General features: G+C 74.3%; 3 protein-coding genes. All 3 read right to left on the bottom strand.

The genetic code is table 11. From position 1 onward, the window contains the following. Nucleotides 1-22: 22 nt before the first annotated feature. Genes ACSU6L_RS09215 through ACSU6L_RS09225 form a run of 3 tightly spaced genes read right to left on the bottom strand, consistent with a single transcriptional unit; the run spans nt 23 to nt 21,483 of the window. Entirely contained in the window at nt 23-250 is a 228-nt protein-coding gene (locus tag ACSU6L_RS09215; RefSeq protein WP_073939324.1) for an MbtH family protein, read from the bottom strand. A gap of 30 nt (nt 251-280) precedes the next feature. Next, nucleotides 281-4,210, bottom strand: coding sequence for a non-ribosomal peptide synthetase (locus ACSU6L_RS09220; protein WP_437055368.1), 3,930 nt, complete (start codon nt 4,208-4,210; stop codon nt 281-283). Further along, nucleotides 4,207-21,483: a non-ribosomal peptide synthase/polyketide synthase gene (locus tag ACSU6L_RS09225; protein WP_437055370.1), complete on the bottom strand. Its 17,277-nt coding sequence runs from the start codon at nt 21,481-21,483 to the stop codon at nt 4,207-4,209. The genes ACSU6L_RS09220 and ACSU6L_RS09225 overlap by 4 nt, the downstream gene beginning before the upstream one ends. Between the last annotated feature and the right edge of the window lie 56 nt (nt 21,484-21,539).

The raw sequence follows: 21,539 nt of genomic DNA on the forward strand, positions 1-21,539 counted from the left end.
ACCAGTTCGTCGACGGCCCCGGTCAGGCGCCGGTGTGCTGCGCGTCCATCGCCTCGATCAGGCTCTTGGGGCGCATGTCCGTCCAGTTCTGCTCGACGTAGTCCAGGCAGGCCTGCCGGGTGTCCTCGCCGAAGGCGCGCTCCCAGCCGGCCGGCACCTCCACGAAGGACGGCCACAGGGAGTGCTGGCCCTCCGCGTTGACCAGGACCAGGTAGCTGCCGTTCTCGTCCTCGAAGGGGTTGGTGGCCATGGTGTTTCTCCTTGTTCGTGACTGTGTGGTTCAGCGGTTCGCCGTGCGGGCGTTCAGCACCGGGGCGATGACGTCCAGCGCGGCGGGCGTGGTCATCTCGAGGTGGGTGCAGTCCACTTCGACCTCGTGGATCTCCCCTGTGACATGGGCGCCCCACGCGGCCGCGGCGGACTGTGCGGCGCCGTCCCGCCCGGAGCGGAAGGCGAGCACGTCGCCGTGGAAGACGCCGGGCGTGAACTCGGCGGCGATCCGGCGGTTGTTGGCGGCGACCCGGTGCAGGGCCTCGATGCCGCTCTCGCCGAGTCCGGACAGCGGGCTGTCGTGCTCGCGGAGCAGCGCGGCGACCTCGGCGGCGGTCACCGGGGTCCCGGCGCCGTGCCGGTGCGCCGGGTCCACCGCCGCCACGAGCACGGTGAGGATCTCCTGGAGCAGATCGTCCTCCGCCTCCCGTGGTCCGGGACCGGCCGCGGGCTGGGAGTCGAGGAGGGCGAGCAGGTCGACCTCCGCTCCCTCGCTCTGCAGCAGGGCGGCCGTCTCGTGCGCCACCAGGCCGCCGAACGACCAGCCGATGAGCCGGTAGGGGCCGTCGGGCCGCACCGCCCGGATGCGGGCGGCGTAGTCGGCGGCCATCTCCTTCACGCTGGACGCGCAGTCGTCGCCGGGGCGCAGTCCGCTCGCCTGGAGCGCGTACAGCGGGGCGTCGGGCCGCAGCCGGGTGATGAACCCGGAGTAGCACCAGCCGATCCCGACGACCGGGTGGACGAGGAAGTACGGGATGCCGTCGCGGCCGGTGCGCAGCGGCAGCAGCACCTCCAGCGGGTCGTCCTGCCGGTGCAGCCGACGGGCCAGGCTCCGCGCGGTAGGGGCCTCGAAGACGCTGCGGATGGAGGCGGTGGTGCCCAGCTCGGCGCGCATCCGGTTGACCAGGCGGGTGGCGAGCAGCGAGTGGCCGCCCAGTTCGAAGAAGTCGTCGTCGACACCGACCCGGGTCAGTCCGAGGACTTCGGCGAACAGGGCGCACAGCGCCTCCTCCTCGGGGGTGCCGGGGAGGCCGGTGCCGGTGGCCGGGGCGGTGGGGCCGGGCGCGGGCAGCGCCTTGCGGTCCAGCTTGCCGTTCGGGGTGAGGGGCAGCGCGGGCAGGGTCACGACGGCGGCGGGCACCATGTAGCCGGGCAGCCGGCCTCGTACGTGCGCCCGCAGGGTCTCCGGTTCCGCGGCGGTTCCGGGGCCGGGGACGACGTAGGCGACGAGCCGCTTGTCGCCGGGGCGGTCCTCGCGGACGACGACCGCGTTCTGCGCGACGCCGGGGTGCCGGGCCAGGGCCGCCTCGATCTCGCCGAGTTCGATGCGGTAGCCGCGGATCTTCACCTGGTGGTCGGTGCGGCCGAGGTACTCCAGGGTGCCGTCGGGGCGCCGGCGCGCCAGGTCGCCGGTGCGGTACATCCGGGCGCCGGGGGCGCCGTGCGGGTCGGCGACGAAGCGTCCGGCGGTGAGGCCCGGCTGGTCCAGGTAGCCCCGGGCGAGGCCCTCGCCGGCCAGGTACAGCTCGCCGGTGACGCCGGGCAGGACCGGGCGCAGGGCGGCGTCGAGGACGTAGGCGCGGGTGTTGCGGATGGGGCGGCCGATGCCGGGGCCGTTCGCCGCCGTGCCGTCGAGGAGCGCGGCGGTGGACCACACGGTGGTCTCGGTGGGCCCGTAGAGGTTGGTGACCTGCCCGCCGGTGCGGGTCATGCGCTCGGCGAGGTCCGGGGGCAGGGCCTCGCCGCCGACCAGGACGCGCAGCCGTTCGGCGGCCCGCGGGCGTTCGGTCAGCAGCGCGTGCCACAGCGTGGGCGTCGCCTGCATGAGGGTGGCTCCGCTCGCGTCGATCAGGTCGGCGAGGGCGTTCGGGTCGACGACGGTGTCCCGGTCGGCGACCACCACGCTCGCGCCGGTGATCAGCGGCAGGTGGAGTTCCAGGGCGTGGATGTCGAAGGCGATGGTGGTCACCGCCAGCAGCCGGTCCTCGGGCGTGAGCGGGAAGCGCTCGTTCATGGCGGTGAGGAAGTTGAGCAGTGCCCGGTGCGGCACGACCACGCCCTTGGGCCGGCCGGTGGAACCGGAGGTGAAGATCACGTACGCCGGGTGCTCGGGCCGCAGCGGCGCCGACCGGTCCCGGTCGGTGAGGTCGCCGGGGTGGTGGGCGGCGGCCTCGGCTCGGAACTCCGGGTCGTCCAGGCAGTGCACCTGTGGTCCGCCGGGCAGCCGGGCACTGTCGTCCCGGGTGGTGAGGACGGCGGCGGGCCGGGCGGCGGCGAGGATGCCCTCGATGCGGTCGCGGGGGTGGTCGAGGTCGACCGGGAGGTAGGCGGCGCCCGCCTTCTGCACGGCCAGCAGGGCGGCGACGAGCTGCGGGGTGCGGCGCAGGGCGAGGACGACCACGGACTCGGGGCCGATGCCCCGCGCCACCAGGCAGCGGGCGATGCGGTTCGCCTCGGCGTTCAGCTCCGCGTAGGTGAGTCCGGCTCCGTCGGGCCGCCAGACGGCCAGGGCGTCCGGGGTGCGGCGGACCTGCTCCTCGAAGCGGGCGGGCCAGCAGTGCGGGGACGGCTCGGCGGCGGTGTCGTTCCACTCCTCCAGGACGCGGTGCCGCTCGGCGGGGTCGAGCACGTCGACCCGGGCGACCGGCAGGCCGGGGTCGTCGACGACGGTCCGCAGCACCCCGCGCAGCCGTTCGGCCCAGCCGCGCACGGTCTGCCGGGTGAACAGGTCGGGCCGGTAGGTGAGGCGCATCCGCAGGGTGTCGCCGGGCAGGACGGTGAGGGTCAGCGGGTAGTGGGCGGTTCCGCTGCCCTCGGTGCCGGCGATCCGCAGCCCGTGCCGGGGGGTGTCCCCGTCGTCGGCGGGCGCCGGGTAGTTCTCGAACACGTACAGGGTGTCGAAGAGTTCGCCGCCGGGTCCGGCGAGCCGCTGGATGTCGCCGAGGCCGAGGTACTCGTGGGCCGCGAGCAGGGCGCGCTCCTCCTGGATCCGCCGCATGGTGCCGATCAGGGAGTCGGCCGGGTCCAGCCGTACCCGGACCGGGAGGGTGTTGGCGAACAGGCCGATCATCGACTCCACGCCGGGCAGCTCCGGCGGGCGCCCGGAGACGGTCGCGCCGAACGCGACGTCGTCGCCGCCGGTGAGCTGGGCCAGCACCACGGACCAGGCTCCCTGCACCACGGTGTTCAGGGTGAGTCCGTGGCGGCGGGCGAGGTCGGTGAGCCGGGCGGTGAGCTCCGCGTCGACCTCGGTCTCGGTCTCCTCGGGCACCACGGTGTCCCGGCCGGCGCCCGCCGGGCCCAGCAGGGTGGGCTCCTGGAGTCCGTCGAGGTACCGGCGCCAGGCCGACTCGGCCTCGGCGCGGTCCTGCCGGGACAGCCAGCGCAGGTACTCCTTGTACGGCACGGGCGGCGGCAGCGTGTGGCCGGCGCCGTCCTGGGCGTACATCGCGAACAGCTCGCGCAGCATCAGCGGGACGGACCAGCCGTCGAGCAGGAGGTGGTGGCTGGTCAGCACGAAGCGGTGCTCGTCGGCGGCCAGCCGGACCAGCTCGCACCGGATCAGCGGCGGCTTGCGCGGGTCGAAGCGGGTGGCGCGGTCCTCGGCGAGCACCGCCGCCAGCCGCTCCGCACGCTCGGCGGCCGGCAGCGCCGACAGGTCCGTCTCCCGCCAGGGCATCCGCACCCGGTCCGGCACCACCTGGACGGACTCGCCGTTGCGGCGCTCGCGGAAGGCGCCCCGCAGGTTGCCGTGCCGGGCGAGCAGCCCGTCGGCCGCCCGGCGCAGCGCCCCGGCGTCCAGTTCGCCGCGCAGGTCGAACACGAACTGGAGGTGGTAGACGTCGGCCTGCCGCTCGTCGAAGCGCGCGTGGAACAGGAGCCCTTCCTGGAGCGCGGTCAGCGGCAGTACGTCCTCGATCCGCGCCTTGACGCGCTTCATTCCTCGTCCCCGTCCTCGAACATGAACTCGTCCTCGAATGCCTCGATCTCGTCCTGGTCGAGGTCGACCAGGTCGAAGTCGGACACGGTGGCGCCGCCCGCGTCGGCGCGGCCCACGTGGCGGGCCATCACGGTCAGCGCCCGGATCCAGGTGTCCGCGAGGGCGGCCACCTCGGTCTCGGTCAGCAGCCCGTCCGGCCACGTCCAGACCGCGCGCAGCTCGGCGCCGCCGTCGGCCGAGGGGCGGGTCGTGGCGTTGACGGTGAGCGGGTTGCGCAGCGGCATCGCGCCGGGCGGGGCGCCGACCGCGTCCTCGCCGGCCGCCTCGGGCGCCAGGCCCCAGTCCGCGGCGCCGGAGCCCTGGAAGCGGCCCAGGTAGTTGAAGCCGATCTGCGGGGTCGGCAGGGCGGCCAGCGCGGGGGCGGTGTCCGGGTTGAGGTAGCGCAGCAGCCCGTGGCCGATGCCCTCGTCGGGCACGGCCCGCAGCTGTTCCTTGGCCCGCTTGAGAACCTCGCCTACGGCGGGTCCGGCCTGCCACAGGTCCGTCCAGTCCACCGGGCCGGGGTCGATCCGCACCGGGTGGACGCTGGTGAACCAGCCGAGGGTGCGGGACAGGTCGAGCCCGTCCGCGAGCTCCTCGTGCCGGCCGTGGCCCTCGACCTCGACGAGCACCGGCGCGTCCTGCTGCCCGTCCCGGCCGGCCCGCACCGCGATGGCGAGGGCGGCCAGCAGGACGTCGTCGACGCCCGCGTTGTAGGCGGCCGGAACCCGGGCGAGGACGGCTTCGGTGACCGGTGCGGGCAGCGAGACCGTCAGCGACCGCGCGGTGGCCGTGGTGTCCCGGGCCGGGTCGAGGTCGCGCGCGCCCAGCCGGGGCACGGGCCGGTCGTGCAGGCCCGTCCAGAAGCCGAGTTCGGCGGTGCGCGACGGTGTGGCCGCCTCCTCGGTGAGTGTCGTCGCCCAGCGCCGGAACGAGGTTCCCACCCGGTCGGGGCGGGGGGCGCGTCCGGCCTCGGCCTCGGTCCACGCCGTCCTGAGGTCGTCCATGAGGACCCGCCAGGACACTCCGTCGACGGCGAGGTGGTGGACGGTCAGCAGCAGCCGGCCGGAGGCCTCGTCGCCCGCGTCGAACCAGACCGCCTGGAACATGACTCCGTCGCCCGGACCGACGCGTTCGCCCGCGGCGACCGCCTCCTTGGCGAGGACGGCGCGCAGCGAGGCGTCGTCCAGACCGGCCACGTCGACCCGGCGCACCCGGTCGGTCACCGGGACGGACCCGGCGGGCCGCACGCGCAGCCGCCAGTCGGCGCCGGTCACCTCCAGCCGCAGCACGTCGTGGTGGTCGACGAGCGCTTCCAGGGCCGTGGTGAGGCCGGTCTCGGTGAGCGCGGGCGGCACCTGGAGCAGCACCGACTGGAGCAGCCCGTCGAGGGAGCCGCCGCGGGCCCGCAGGTCGTGCACGACCGGGGTGAGCGGCACCTCGCCGACTCCGTCGTCGGCCGCGTCGGACGGGGTGGTGACCGTGCCGGCGACGGCGGCGAGCTGGGCCAGCGTCCGGGTGCGGAAGACGTCCTTCGGCGTGAGTTCGAGGCCGGCCCCGCGGGCCCGGCCGGCCAGCTGGATGGAGCCGATGCTGTCGCCGCCGAGTTCGAAGAAGTTGTCCTGCGGGCCTACGTCGTCCAGGCCGAGCACGTCGGCGACCAGACGGCACAGCTGCTCCTCCCGCGGGGTGCGGGGGGCGTCGGTGCCGCCGGAGCGGAAGACCGGCGCGGGCAGTGCGGCCCGGTCGAGCTTGCCGTTCGCCGTCAGCGGGAGTTCGTCCAGGGCGACGACCGCCGCCGGGACCATGTACTCCGGCAGCCGGTCGGCGGCGTGGGCGCGCAGCTGCGCCGGGTCGACGCCGCGTGTGCCGTCCGCGGGGACGACGTAGGCGACGAGGCGCTTGTCGCCGGGGCGGTCCTCGCGGACGACGACCGCGCTCTGCGCGACGGACGGGTGGCGGGTCAGGGCCGCCTCCACCTCGCCGGGCTCGATGCGGAACCCGCGCACCTTGACCTGGTCGTCGGCGCGGCCGACGAACTCCAGGGTGCCGTCGTGGCGGCGGCGTGCCAGGTCGCCGGTGCGGTACATGCGGGCCCCGGCGGGTCCGTACGGATCGGCCACGAACCGCTCGGCGGTGAGCCCGGCGCGGTCGAGGTAGCCGCGGGCGAGTCCGGCTCCGGCGATGTACAGCTCGCCGGCGACGCCCTCGGGCACCGGGGCGAGCGCAGCGTCCAGCACGTAGGCGCGGGTGTTGGCGAGGGGCCGGCCGATGGGCAGCCGGTCGCCGAGTCCGTCGGCGGCGGACACCAGGTGGCTGGTGGCGCACAGGGTGATCTCGGTCGGACCGTACAGGTGGCGTACGACGAGGTGCGGCGCGGCGCGCAGCACGCTCTCGACGGCCGCGACGGAGACCACGTCACCGCCGGTGAGGATCTCCTCGACGCCGCCGAGCACATCGCCGAGGTCGTCGGCGACGACCCGGAAGAGGCCGGCGGTGAAGTGCACGCCGGTGATGCCTTCCGCGACGATCAGCCGCTTCAGCTCGGCGATGTCCGGCTCGCCGGGCGGGGCGAGCACGACACGTCCGCCGGCCAGCAGCGGCACCCACAGTTCGTAGTCGGAGATGTCGAAGGCGTACGGGGCGTGCATCAGCACGTGCCGGTGCCGGTCGCCGTCGGCCCACGACGGGTCGAGGGCCAGCTCCAGCAGGTTGCGATGGGTGATCGCGATGCCCTTGGGCTTGCCGGTCGATCCGGAGGTGTGCATGACGTAGGCCAGCCCGTCCGGCCGGTGCGGCGGCTCGGGGGCGGTGCCGGTGTCCGCGGCGTCCTCGACGAGGACGACGTGTTCGGCGTCCGGCAGCCCGCGTTCCCGCCAGACCGGGTCGGTGACCAGGACGCGGGCGCCGGAGCCGGCCAGCACCTCGCGCATCCGCTCGGCCGGGTAGCTCTCGTGCAGCGGGGCGTAGGCCGCGCCGGCCTTGAGGATGCCGAGCAGGGCGACGACGAGGTCGGCGGACCGCTCCATGAGCACGGCGACACGGTCCTCGGGCCGGACGCCGAGCGCGATCAGGTGGTGGGCGAGGCCGTTGGCCCGCCGGTCCAGCTCGGCGTAGGTGAGGTGCCGGGCGCCGGCCGTGACGGCGACCGCGTCGGGGCGGGTGCGGGCCCGCTCGGCGAACACGGCGTGCACGGTGGACGCCACGCCCTCGACGGGCACCTCGGTGGCGTTCCACTCGGTGCGCAGCCGCTGCCGTTCCGCCTCGTCGAGGAGGGGGATCCGGTCGACGGGCCGGTCGGGGTCGGCGACGAGGGCGCGCAGGACGCGTTCCAGCCGGGCGGCGATCCGCTCCGCGCTCGCGGGGTCGAACAGGTCGGTGCTGTACTCCAGCATTCCCCGGATGCCGGCGGGGTCCTGGCCGGCCGTGCTCTCCCGCAGGCTGAGGGCGAGGTCGAACTTGGCGACGCCGATGTCCACGCCGGCCGTGCCGACGGTCAGTCCCGGCAGCCGCAGCGACTCCTCGGGCGTGTTCTGGAAGGCGAGCAGGACCTGGAAGAGGGGGTGGCGGGCACGCGAGCGCGCCGGGTTCACCAGCTCCACCAGCCGCTCGAACGGCACGTCCTGGTGCGCGTACGCCGCCAGGTCCGTCGACCGCACCCGCGCCAGCAGCTCACGGAAGGTCGGACCACCCGACACGTCCGTACGCAGCACCAGCGTGTTCGCGAAATACCCGACGAGATCGTCCAGCGCCTCGTCCGTGCGGCCGGCGATCGGCGTGCCGATCGGGATGTCCTCGCCCGCGCCCAGACGGCTCAGCAGCACCGCGAGCGCCGCCTGCACCACCATGAACACCGACGTCGACGACTCCCGCGCCAACTCCACGACACCGCCGTGCAGTCCGGCGTCCCAGTCGACGTCCACGCGGCTTCCGGCGTAGGTGGACTCCGCCGGTCGCGGACGGTCGGTGGGCAGGGCCAGCTCCTCCGGGGCGCCGGCCAGGGCGGCGCGCCAGAACTCCAGCTGGGCGTGGGCCGCGCTGCCGTCCTGGTCCTCGTCGCCGAGCAGGTCGCGCTGCCAGAGGGTGAAGTCGGCGTACTGCACCGGGAGCGGCTGCCAGTCGGGAGCGTGCCCGTCGTGGCGGGCCGTGTACGCGGTGCCCAGGTCGCGGGCGAGCGGCCCCATCGACCAGCCGTCGCCGGCGATGTGGTGCAGGGAGATCAGCAGGACGTGCTCGTCGGCGCCGAGCGCGAACAGCGTGGCCCTCAGCGGCAGCTCACGGGAGAGGTCGAAGCCCTCCGCCGCGGCGGCGCGCAGCAGTTCCGGCAGGGCCGTCTCGTCCGTCTCCACCACCGGCAGCGGCACGTCGCCCGCGGCGAGCACCACCTGCCGTGCCGTGCCGTCGACGTCCGGGAACACGGTCCGCAGCGACTCGTGCCGCGCCACCACGTCACCGAGGGCGGCGCGCAGTGCGGCACGGTCCAGGTCGCCGCTCAGGCGCAGCACCAGCGGCATGTTGTAGAGGGCGTCCGCGTCGTAGAGGCGGGCGAGCATCCACAGCCGGTGCTGGGCGAAGGAGAGCGGCAGCGGCGTGGGCCGGGTGCGGGGCGTGAGGGCGGGGCGCACGGTCCCGGCGCCGAGGTCGGTGACGAGGGCGGCGAGTCCCGCCGGTGTCGGGGTGTCGAACAGGGCGGCCAGGGGCAGTTCGGCGCCCAGCTCCGACCGCACCCGGCTCACCAGCCGCGTCGCCAGCAGCGAATGCCCGCCGAGGTCGAAGAAGCTGTCGTCGACGCCGACCCTGGGCAGGCCGAGGACGTCGGCGAACAGCCCGCACAGCACTTCCTCGGCGGGCGTGCGCGGGGCGCGCCCCGTGCCGGCCGTGTCGTAGTCGGGGGCGGGCAGCGCGTCGCGGTGCACCTTGCCCGTGGGCGACAACGGGATCGCTTCGAGGGCGACGACCGCGGCCGGGACCATGTAGTCGGGCAAGGTGGCGGCGACGTGGGCGCGCAGCTCGGCCGGGTCGGTCTCCCCGACACCGTCGGCGGGAACGACGTACGCCACCAGGCGCTTGTCCCCCGGCCGGTCCTCGCGCACCACCACCGCGCTGTGCGCGACCGCGTCGTGCCGGTCCAGCACCGCCGCGATCTCACCCGGCTCGATACGGAAACCCCGCACCTTCCCCTGGTCATCGGCACGACCCAGATACTCCAGCTCACCATCGGCGTTCCACCGCACCAGGTCACCCGTGCGGTACATCCGCTCACCCGGCGCACCGAACGGACACGCAACGAAACGATCCGCCGTCAGACCCGGACGGTTCAGATATCCGCGCGCCACACCGTTGCCCGCGAGGTAGAGCTCGCCGGGCACGCCGACCGGTACCGGCTGAAGGCCGCGGCCGAGGACGTAGGCGCGGGTGTCGGCGATCGGGCGGCCGATCGGGGCGTTCACGGCGCCGGTGAGCGCGCCGCTGAGGGTGGCGCACACGGTCGACTCGGTCGGGCCGTAGGCGTTGAGCATGGTGCGGCCGGCCGACCAGCGGGCGGTCAGCTCCGGCGCGCAGGCCTCGCCGCCGGTGATGAGTCCGCGCAGGGTGGGGACGCTCTCCGGGTCGAGGGTGGCCACGAAGGCCGGGGGCAGCATCGCGTGGGTCACCCCGGTCTCGGCCATGAGCCGGACCACTTCGTCCCCGATCAGCTGGTCGGGGCGCGGCACGACCAGGGTGGCTCCGGCCAGCAGGGTGGTCACCAGCTCGCACGCCGAGGCGTCGAAGCTGAGCGAGGCGAACTGCAGCATCCGCGCGCCCTCGGCGACGCCCAGTGCCTCCTGGTGGGCGGTGGCGAGGCTCGCCAGTCCCTGGTGGGTGACGAGCACGCCCTTGGGGCGGCCGGTGGAGCCGGAGGTGTAGACGACGTACGCGGGATGGGTGACGAGCAGCGGTGCCGTACGGTCCGCGTCGGTCAGGTCGGCCGGGGACAGGGCGGCCAGCTCGGCCGCCGTCTCCGGGGCGTCGAGCCGCCAGCGCGGCAGGTCACCCGGGGTGTTGGTGTCGGCGTCGGCGGACGTGAGCAGCCCCAGGGGGCGGGCGTCGGCGCACATGTAGGCGGCCCGCTCGGCCGGGTAGCCGGGGTCGATGTTCAGGTAGGCGGCGCCCGCCTTGACCACGGCCAGTGCGGCGAGGACCAGGTCGGCCGAGCGCGGCAGGGCCAGCGCCACCACCGTGTCGGGGCGTACGCCCCGGGCGACCAGCCAGCGCGCGAGGCGGTTGGCGCGGGCGTTCAGCTCCGCGTAGGTCAGGGCGGTGCCGTCGTGCAGCAGTGCGGTCGCCTCGGGGGTACGGGCCGCCTGGGCCTCGAAGAGCGCCGGGAGCGGCGCCGGGGCGACCTGGGACGCGGTGGCGTTCCAGGCGGTGAGGACGTGGTGCCGTTCGTCGGCGTCGAGGATGTCGACGCGGTCGACGGGCCGGTCCGGGTCGGCCACGAGGGCGCCGAGCAGGTGCTCCAGCCGGCGGGCGAGCCGGGCGGCGGTGCCGGCGTCGTAGAGGTCCTTGTTGAACTCCAGCACGCCGTGCAGGCCGCCCTCGGCGCCCTCCTCGCGCAGGCTGAAGACGAGGTCGAACTTGGCCACGTCGGTCTCCGCGGTCTCGGTCTCGACGCTGAGACCGGGGAGTCCGAGTTCGACTTCCGGGGTGTTCTGGAAGGCGAGCAGGACCTGGAAGAGGGGGTGGCGGGCACGCGAGCGCGCCGGGTTCACCAGCTCCACCAGCCGCTCGAACGGCACGTCCTGGTGCGCGTACGCCGCCAGGTCCGTCGACCGCACCCGCGCCAGCAGCTCACGGAAGGTCGGACCACCCGACACGTCCGTACGCAGCACCAGCGTGTTCGCGAAGAAGCCGACGAGATCGTCCAGCGCCTCGTCCGTGCGGCCGGCGATCGGCGTGCCGATCGGGATGTCCTCGCCCGCGCCCAGACGGCTCAGCAGCACCGCGAGCGCCGCCTGCACCACCATGAACACCGACGTCGACGACTCCCGCGCCAACTCCACGACACCGCCGTGCAGTCCGGCGTCGAAGCGCAGCGGGGTCAGCCCGCCCTCGTGGCTCGCCACGGCAGGGCGCGGGCGGTCGGTGGGCAGGTCCAGCTCCTCGGGCAGCGCCGCCAGCGCCGTGCGCCAGTACTCCAGCTGCTCGTGGGCCAGGCTGCCCGGATCGTCCTCCGCGCCCAGCAGCTCCCGCTGCCACAGCGCGTAGTCGGCGTACTGCACCGGCAGCGGCTCCCACTCCGGCGCCCCGCCGGCCAGCCGTGCCGTGTAGGCGGTGGCCAGGTCGCGGGCGAGGGGGGCCATCGACCAGCCGTCGCCGGCGATGTGGTGCAGCACCAGCGACAGTACGTGCTCCTGCCGCTCCCCGAGCGAGAACAGGGTGACCCGCAGCGGCAGTTCGCGCGCCAGGTCGAAGCCGGCGGTCACCTCCTGGCGCAGGGCCTGGTGCAGTTCGGCGTCGTCCGCGACGGGCACGTGCCGGACGGGGACGTCGCCGGCGGCCCCGTCCAGGATCATCTGGTGGGCGTGGCCGTCGCGGTCGGGGAAGACCGTGCGCAGCGCCTCGTGCCGTGCGACCACGTCACCGACCGCGGTGTGCAGTGCCGTGCGGTCGAGTTCGCCGCGCAGTCGCAGCACCACCGGCATGTTGTAGAGGGCGTCCACCCCCTGCAGCCGGTTCAGGAACCACAACCGCTGCTGCGCGAACGACAACGGCACCACCTCGGGCCGCTCCCGCCGCACCAACGCACGCCGCGCGGCCCCCGACTCCAACACCTCCACCCGGCCCGCGAGCCCCGCCACCGTCGGAGCGTCGAACAACGCCGCCAACGGCAACTCCACACCCAGCACCGACCGCACCCGGCTCACCAACCGAGTCGCCAGCAGCGAATGACCACCCAGATCGAAGAAACCGTCATCGATCCCGACCCGAGAAACCCCCAGCACCTCGGCGAACAGCCCGCACAACACCTCCTCCGCGGGTGTGCGCGGCGCCCGGCCCGCACCGGCCGAGTCGAAGTCCGGCGCCGGCAGCGCCCGCCGGTCCAGCTTCCCGTTCGGCGTCAACGGCAGCACCGGCAGCACCACCACCGCCGCCGGGACCATGTAGTCCGGCAGGGTGGCGGCGACGTGGGCGCGCAGCTCGGCCGGGTCGGTCTCCCCGACACCGTCGGCGGGAACGACGTACGCCACCAGGCGCTTGTCCCCCGGCCGGTCCTCGCGCACCACCACCGCGCTGTGCGCGACCGCGTCGTGCCGGTCCAGCACCGCCGCGATCTCACCCGGCTCGATACGGAAACCCCGCACCTTCACCTGGTCATCGGCACGACCCAGATACTCCAGCTCACCATCGGCGTTCCACCGCACCAGGTCACCCGTGCGGTACATCCGCTCACCCGGCGCACCGAACGGACACGCAACGAAGCGTTCGGAGGTCAGGCCGGGGCGGTTCAGATACCCACGCGCCACACCGTTGCCCGCCACGTACAGCTCGCCGGGCACGCCGGCCGGTACCGGCTGAAGGCCGCGGCCGAGGACGTACAGCCGGGTGTTGGCGAGCGGGCGGCCGATCGGGAACGCGCCCGCGGGCTCCTCTCCGGGGGCGACGCGGTGCTCGGTGCAGCTGACGGTGGTCTCGGTCGGCCCGTACACGTTGCGGATGGAGACGCCCGGGTGGGCGGTGCGCCAGCCGCGCAGTGCCTCGGCCGTCAGCGGCTCTCCGGCGAGCAGCAGTTCCTCGGTCGGCGAGGCGTGGGCGGGCAGGGTCCGCAGCAGCGGCAGATGGCTGGGGGTGGCCTTGAGCAGGGTCGGCGCGGTGGCGGGCAGGCCCCGCTCGTCGAGGCTGCCCACGGTCACGCAGCCGCCGACGGTCAGCGGGGTCAGCAGCGCGGTCACCGTCATGTCGAAGGAGACCGAGGAGTGCAGCAGGGCGGAGCCGCGCGCGCTCGGGTAGCTGCCGCCGGCCCACTCCAGGTAGTCGACGAGGTTGCGCTGTTCCACGACCACACCCTTGGGTCGGCCGGTGGAGCCCGACGTGTAGATGACGTAGGCGGGGTGGTGGGGCCGCAGCGGTGCGGTGCGCCGGTCGTCGGACGGGTTGCCGGCCACGGGGGCGACGGTGTCGGCGAGGAGCCGCGGGGCGGTGCCGAACTCGTCCCGTCCCCGGGCCGTGTCCTCGGTGGTCAGCAGCAGGGCCGGGGCGGCGTCGTCCAGCATGGCCGCGATGCGGTCGGCCGGGTAACCGGGGTCCACGGGCAGGTAGGCGGCTCCGGCCTTGAGCACGCCGAGCAGCGCCGCAGGAAGGCGCAGCGACGGGGGCAGGGCCACCGCGACCAGGTCCTCGGGGCCCACGCCGAGGCCGGTCACCTCGCGGGCCACACCGTTGGCGAGCGCGTTGAGCTCCGCGTAGGTGAGGTGTTCGCGGCCGTGCCGGACGGCCGGGGCGTCCGGGGTGCGGGCGGCCTGGGCCTCGAAGAGGCCGGGGAGGGTGGTGTGCCGGTTCTCGGCGGAGGTGTCGTTCCAGGCGGTGAGCACCTGGTGCCGTTCACCGTCGTCGAGGATGTCGACGCGGTCGACGGACCGGTCCGGGTCGGCCAGCAGCGCGCGCAGGGTGCGCTCCAGGCGGGTCGCGAGCGCGGCGGCGGAGTCGCGGTCGAAGAGGTCGCCGTTGTACTCGAGGGTGCCCGCGATGCCGCCGGGCCGCCGGTCCTCCTGGCGTTCCTGGATGTTGAGCGACAGGTCGAACTTGGCGACGCCGACGTCGAGGCCGGCGGTGTCGATGGTGAGGCCGGGCAGTTCGAGGCTGACCTCGGGGGTGTTCTGGAAGGCGAGCAGGACCTGGAAGAGGGGGTGGCGGGCACGCGAGCGCGCCGGGTTCACCAGCTCCACCAGCCGCTCGAACGGCACGTCCTGGTGCGCGTAGGCCGCCAGGTCCGTCGACCGTACGCGGGTCAGCAGTTCCCGGAAGGTCGGGCCGCCGGACACGTCCGTGCGCAACACCAGCGTGTTGGTGAAGAAGCCGACGAGTTCGTCCAGGGCCTCGTCCGTGCGGCCGGCGATCGGCGTGCCGATGGGGATGTCCTCGCCCGCGCCGAGGCGGGACAGCAGCACCGCGAGCGCCGCCTGCACCACCATGAAGGCCGACGCGGAGGAGTCGCGCGCGAAGTCGAGCAGGTCCTGGTGGAGTCCGGCGTCCCAGTCGACGTCCACGCGGCCGCCGGAGTGGGTGGACTCGACGGGCCGGGGGCGGTCGGTGGGCAGGGTCAGTTCCTCGGGCAGCGCCGCCAGCGCCGTGCGCCAGTACTCCAGCTGCTCGTGGGCCAGGCTGCCCGGATCGTCCTCGGTGCCCAGCAGCTCCCGCTGCCACAGCGCGTAGTCGGCGTACTGCACCGGCAGAGGCCGCCAGTCGGGGGCGCGCCCGTCGTGGCGGGCGGCGTACGCGGCGCCCAGGTCGCGGGCGAGCGGGCCCATCGACCAGCCGTCACCGGCAATGTGGTGCATCACCAGGGCGAGCACGTGCTCGCGCTCGCCGAGCGAGAACAGGGTGACCCGCAGGGGCAGTTCGCGTGACAGGTCGAAGCCGGCGCCCGCCGCCTCCCGCAGCAGCTCGGGCAGCTCCGGCTCGTCGGTCTCCACCACCGGCAGGGGCACGTCCCACGTGTCGAGCGTGACCTGCCGTGCCGTCCCGTCGACGTCGGGGTACACGGTGCGCAGCGCCTCGTGCCGCTCGACCAGGTCGCCGACGGCGAGCCGGAGTGCCGTGCGGTCGAGTTCGCCGCGCAGTCGCAGCACCACCGGCATGTTGTAGAGGGCGTCCACCCCCTGCAGCCGGTTCAGGAACCACAACCGCTGCTGCGCGAACGACAACGGCACCACCTCGGGCCGCTCCCGCCGCACCAACGCACGCCGCGCGGCCCCCGACTCCAACACCTCCACCCGGCCCGCGAGCCCCGCCACCGTCGGAGCGTCGAACAACGCCGCCAACGGCAACTCCACACCCAGCACCGACCGCACCCGGCTCACCAACCGAGTCGCCAGCAGCGAATGACCACCCAGATCGAAGAAACCGTCATCGATCCCGACCCGAGAAACCCCCAGCACCTCGGCGAACAGCCCGCACAACACCTCCTCCGCGGGTGTGCGCGGCGCCCGGCCCGCACCGGCCGAGTCGAAGTCCGGCGCCGGCAGCGCCCGCCGGTCCAGCTTCCCGTTCGGCGTCAACGGCAGCACCGGCAGCACCACCACCGCCGCCGGGACCATGTAGGCGGGGAGCCGGCCGGTGAGGCGGCCGCGCAGGTCGGCGCCGAGGGATTCGCCGGAGGCGCCGGCCGGGACGACGTAGGCGATGATCTGGCCCGGCCGGTCGGCCCTGGTGACCACGGCCGTCTGGGCGACCTCGGGCTGGGCGGTCAGCGCGGACTCGATCTCGCCGAGTTCGACGCGGTGGCCGCGCACCTTGACCTGGTCGTCGGTGCGGCCCAGGTACACGAGGGTGCCGTCGGAGCGCCGCTCGACGAGGTCGCCGGTGCGGTACATCCGCTCGCCGGGTGCGCCGAACGGGCAGGCCACGAAGCGTTCGGAGGTCAGGCCGGGGCGGTTCAGGTAGCCGCGTGCGACACCCGCGCCCGCGAGGTACAGCTCGCCGGGCACGCCGACCGGGACGGGACGCAGCCGGCCGTCGAGGACATAGGTGCGCATGTTGGCGATCGGCAGCCCGATGGGCGGCCGGTGGCCGCCGTCGAGCGGGGCGCTCATGGTGGCGCACACCGTGGTCTCGGTGGGCCCGTACGCGTTGATCATCCGGCGGCCGGCCGACCAGCGGGCCACCAGCTCGGCCGAGGACGCCTCACCGGCCACGACGAGGGTGCGCACGGTCGACAGGTCCGTCGCCTCCTGGACCTCCAGGACCGTCGGAGGCAGGGTGACATGGGTGACCTGGTGCGCGGCGGCGGTCCGGGCCAGCGGGGCGCCGGGGCGCAGCCCGTCGGGGGCGGCGAGGACGAGGGTGGCGCCGGACAGCAGCGCCATGACCATCTCCCAGAAGGCCGCGTCGAAGCTGAGCGAGGCGAACTGGAGCACCCGGTCGCCGGGGCCGACGCGCAGGGTGTGCCGCTGTGCGGCGAGGAGGCTCGCGGCACCGGTGTGGGTGCCGGTCACGCCCTTGGGGCGGCCGCTGGAGCCGGAGGTGTAGATGACGTACGCCGCGTGGGCGGGGGTGAGCGGGGAGCGCCGTTCGGCGTCGGTGACGTCGTGGCCGGGGAAGCGGTCCGGCCGGGCCGAGTCGAGGGCGAGGACGTCCGCGGCGCCCGGCGGGGTGGCGGTCCGGGCGTCCGGTACGAGGATCAGCGCGGGCGCGCCGTCGGACAGCAGGTAGGCGATGCGCTCGGCCGGGTACTCCGGGTCGACCGGGAGGTAGGCGGCGCCCGCCTTGAGGACGGCGAGCACCGCGACGACCTGCTCCGGCGAGCGCGGCAGCATCAGCGCGACCCGGTCCTCCGGGCCGATCCCCCGCTGGATCAGCAGCCGCGCCAGCCGGTTGGCGCGCCGGTTGAGTTCGGCGTACGACAGCGTGGTGTCGGCGAACACGAGGGCGGGCGCGTCCGGGGTGCGGGCGGCCCGCGTCTCGAAGAGGGCCGGCACGGTCTGCCGCGGGACGTCCTGCCGGGTGTCGTTCCAGGTGGTGGTGAGCTGCCGGTGTTCCTCGTCGGTGAGCAGCTCGATGTCGTCGAGGCGGCGGCTCGGGTCGGCGGCCGCGGCGGTCAGCAGCCGCTCCAGCCAGTGCGTGATCCGCTGGACGGTGTCCTGGTCGAAGAGGTCCGTGGCGTACTCGACGAAGCCTTCGAGGCCGGCCGGTTCGCCCCGGTCGTCCACCTTCTCGGTCAGGCTCACCGACAGGTCGAACTTCGCGCCGCCGGGATGGATCATCCGCGGGTCGACGTCGAGGCCCGGCAGTTCGACGTGGTAGCCGGGGGTGTTCTGGAGGACGAGCAGGACCTGGGCGAGCGGCAGCCGGTTCGCGGAGCGGCTGGGGTTGAGGATCTCCACGAGCCGTTCGAAGGGCACGTCCTGGTGGGCGTAGGCCGCCAGGTCCACGTCCCGGACGCGGTCGACGAGTTCGCCGAAGGCGGGGTTGCCGGAGGTGTCGGCGCGCAGCACCAGGGTGTTGACGAAGAACCCGACGACGTCGTCGAGGGCTTCGTCGGTGCGGCCGGCGACGGGGCCCGCGATCGGGATGTCCTCGCCGGCGCCCAGCCGGGTCAGCAGCCCGGCGAGTCCGGCGTGCAGCACCATGAAGAGGGTGGCGCGGCGCTCACCGGCGAGCCGCAGCAGGCCGCGGTGCAGTTCGGCGTCGAAGGTGACCGGCAGGGACGCGCCGCGGCGGCCGGTGAGCGCGGAGCGCGGCCGGTCGGTGGGCAGGTCCAGCTCGTCGGGCAGGCCGGCCAGGGTGTTCCGCCAGTGGGCGAGCTGCGTGTGGGCGACCGTGCCGGGGGTGTCCTCACCGGCGAGCAGTTCGCGCTGCCACAGCGCGTAGTCGGCGTACTGGACCGGCAGTTCGGCCCAGTGGGGCGCGCCGCCGTCCAGGCGGGCCCGGTAGGCGGTGGCCAGGTCGCGGGCGAGCGGGCCCATGGACCATTCGTCGCCGGCGATGTGGTGCACGACGAGCAGCAGGACGTGTTCGTCGGCGCTCTGCCGGTACAGCGAGGCGCGCAGCGGGATCTCGCGGGACAGGTCGAAGCCCGCGCCGGCCGCCTCGTCCAGCAGGCCGGGCAGCGCGTCCGCGTCGGCCTCGGTCACCGGCAGCGGTACGTCGGGGGCGGCGAGGACGACCTGGCGCGGCTCGCCGTCGGCGTCGGCGAAGACCGTGCGCAGCGACTCGTGGCGGGCGACGACGTCTCCCAGCGCGGCCTGGAGCGCCGTACGGTCGAGCGGTCCCGTCAGCCGCAGCGCGAGCGGCATGTTGTAGGCGGCGCCGACGCCCTCCATGCGGTTGAGGAACCACAGGCGCTGCTGGGCGAAGGACAGGGGCACGGCGTCCGGCCGCGCGGTCCGGCGCAGTGCGGGGCGGGCGGGTCCGTCGGTGGTGAGCACGGCGGCGAGTCCCGCCACCGTCGAGTGCTGGAAGAGGGTGCCGAGGGGGGCTTCCGCGCCGAGCTCGGTGCGGATGCGGACGGCGAGGCGGGTCGCCAGCAGCGAGTGGCCGCCGAGTGCGAAGAAGTCGTCGTCGATGCCGATCTGTTCGACGCCGAGGACCTCGGCGAAGATCCGGCACAGGGTCTCCTCGCGCGGTGAGCGGGGGGCCCGCCCGGACACCAGCGCGCCGAAGTCCGGGGCTGGCAGGGCGCGCTGGTCCAGCTTGCCGTTCGGGGTGAGCGGCAGCGCCGGCAGTGTCACCACGGCCGACGGCACCATGTACGAGGGCAGGGACTCGGCGGCGTACGAGCGCAGTTCGTCGGATTCGGGGGCGGACTCGCGCGGCACCACGTAGGCGACGAGCCGCTTGTCGCCGGGCCGGTCCTCACGGACGACGACGGCGGCCTGGGCGACACGCGGGTGGCGGGCGAGCACGGCCTCGATCTCGCCGAGCTCGATGCGGAAGCCGCGGATCTTGACCTGGTGGTCGATGCGGCCTTCGTAGGCGAGGGCGCCGTCGGGGGTCCACCGGGCCAGGTCGCCGGTCCGGTACATACGGGCGCCGGGGGGCCCGAAGGGGCAGGCGACGAACCGGTCGGAGGTCAGCCCGGGGCGGTTCAGGTAGCCGCGGGAGAGTCCGGCGCCGGCCACGTACAGCTCGCCGGTGACGCCGGGCGGTACCGGGCGCAGGGCGGCGTCGAGCACGTAGGCCCGCAGGTCCGCGAGGGGTGAGCCGACGGTGCTGCCGGTGTCGGCGGCGGCGTCCTCGCGGCCGAGCGGGTGCTCGGTGACGTGCACGGTGGTCTCGGTGATGCCGTACATGTTCACGAGCACCGGCCGGTCGTCGGGGTGCCGCTCGTACCAGGCGGCGAGCTTGCCGGGGGCCAGCGCCTCACCGCCGAAGATCACGTGGCGCAGTGCCAGCCGGTCCGCCGGGTGCTGCCGGTCCGCCTGGATCAGCTGGTAGAAGGCCGAGGGCGTCTGGTTGAGGACGGTGACGCCCTCGTCGGCGAGCAGGGCGCGGAACGCGTCGGGCGAGCGGGAGACCGTGTGGTCGACGACGACGAGCCGGCCGCCGTGCAGCAGCGCGCCCCACAGCTCCCACACCGAGAAGTCGAACGCGTACGAGTGGAACAGGGTCCACACGTCGTCCGGGCCGAAGCGGAACGATTCGGCGGTGGCGGAGAAGAGCCGGGTGACGTTGCGGTGCGAGACGACGACGCCCTTCGGCTTGCCCGTCGAACCGGACGTGAAGATCACGTACGCGGGGTGGTCGGGGTGCAGCGCGCCGAGCCGGTCGGCGTCGGTGGGGTCGGTGTCGGCGGTTTCCCCGACGTCCCGTACGTCGTCGACCGTGTCGAGGACGAGCACGGGGCCGGCCTCGGAGAGCACCGTGGCGACCCGGCCGGCGGGCGTCTGCGGATCGATCGGCAGATAGCCGGCGCCCGTCTTCAGCACCGCGAGGATCGCCACGACCAGCTCGGCCGAGCGCGGCAGCATCAGTCCGACCAGCCGCTCGGGGCCCGCGCCGCGCGCGATGAGCCGGTGGGCCAGCCGGTTCGCCCACCGGTTCAGCTCCCGGTACGTCAGACGGGTGTCCCCGTGGGTGACGGCGACCGCGTCGGGGGTGCGCCGGACGTGCTCCTCGAACCACTCGGGGAGGGTGCCCGCGGCGAGGTCGGCGGCGCGGCTGTTCCACTCGGTCAGCACCCGGTGCCGTTCGTCGGGCAGGAGCACATCGGCGAGGCCGACCGGGCGGGCGGGGTCGGCGAGGAGCGCGCGCAGGAAGGCGGGGAACCGCCGGCCGTGACCGGCGACGGTGTCGGCGTCGTACGCGGCCGAGTTGCCCGCGAGCAGCACCCGCACCCCGTGTTCGTCGGAGCCGCCCTCGAAGGCGATCACCAGGTCGTCGACGGGTCCGCTGGGCACTCCGCGGGCCTCGGCCGTGCACGGGCCGAACCGCAGATCCTGGGGCAGCGGCAGGAAGTTGACGGCAGGTCCGAACATACGGCGGGTCAGGCCGCCGAGGCCCAGGTCCTTGCGCAGGTCCTCGCCCCGGTACCGCTGGTGCCGCAGCAGGGCGCGCATCTCGCGGCCCACGTACCGCTGGAGTTCGGTGAAGGACATGCGCGGCTGCGGCGCGAGGCGCAGCGGCAGCACGTTGGAGGCCATGCCGGGCGTGGCCTGGGTGACCGGGGTGAGGCGGCCGGTGACGGGGAAGCCGAGCACGACGTCGTCGGTGCCGGAGAAACGGCCGAGGTAGGCGGCGGCAGCGGCGGTCAGCGTGACCTGCCAGGTGGTCCCCGACTCCTGGGCCAGTCGCCGGACCGCGCCGAACAGCTCCGGCTCCAGCTGGGTGGTGTGGCGGTGCGCCTCGGACCACAGGCCGGTGGGGCGGTCGGGCAGGGCGAGCAGCTCCGGGGCGTCACGGAAGCGCTGGAGCCAGTGGTCGCGGTCCTTGCCGCCGCGCGCGGACTCGGCGTATCTGACGTCCTCGGCGAGGAATTCGGTGAGCGGGGAGAACGGGGTGGGCGGGATCCGCCGGCCCTCCGAGAGGGCGGAGTAGCAGTCGGCGACCCGCTGCACAATCAGGTTGAACCCGAAAGCGTCACAGGCGATGTGATGCACCCGCATGTACCAGAGGAACCGGTCCGGGGCTATCCGGAACAGCTTCTGCACGAACAGCGGACCGGTGAAAAGGTTGAAAGGATGAACCAGATCGTCCCGCATCGCGGCGAGCGCGGCGGCCCGTCCGTCTTCCCGGGCGGACGGATCTCCGTCTTCCCGGGCGGACAGATCCGTGACCCCGAGCGGCCAGTCGCCGGAAGTCGCGACGGACTGCCAGGGAACACCGTCGGTCTCACCGAATCGGACATGGAGTGCCTCGGCCTCGCCCACGGCCTGCCGGAGCGCGCTCTCGAATTGCGGCACGTCCAGCGGACCGGCTATCTCCACGAAACCGCTGATGTTGTAGAGCGGGCTGTCCGCGATGAGTTTCTGGGCGAACCAGACGCGCTGCTGGGCCGCCGACAACGGATTGCGGGCAGACGGCGATCCGGTGAACATCCTGCGCTCCCCCATGTGTGCAGGGGGAAGCTTCCCTAAATCCCCCCGTTACGTGT

Source organism: Streptomyces sp. enrichment culture (genome assembly GCF_964272855.1).
In the GTDB taxonomy this organism is placed as follows: Bacteria; Actinomycetota; Actinomycetes; order Streptomycetales; family Streptomycetaceae; genus Streptomyces.

Bases quoted from the DNA above. Each gene is read 5' to 3' on its own strand.
- ACSU6L_RS09225 (WP_437055370.1), bottom strand. From the start codon at position 21,483: ATGTTCACCGGATCGCCGTCTGCCCGCAATCCGTTGTCGGCGGCCCAG.
- ACSU6L_RS09215 (WP_073939324.1), bottom strand. From the start codon at position 250: ATGGCCACCAACCCCTTCGAGGACGAGAACGGCAGCTACCTGGTCCTG.
- ACSU6L_RS09220 (WP_437055368.1), bottom strand. From the start codon at position 4,210: ATGAAGCGCGTCAAGGCGCGGATCGAGGACGTACTGCCGCTGACCGCG.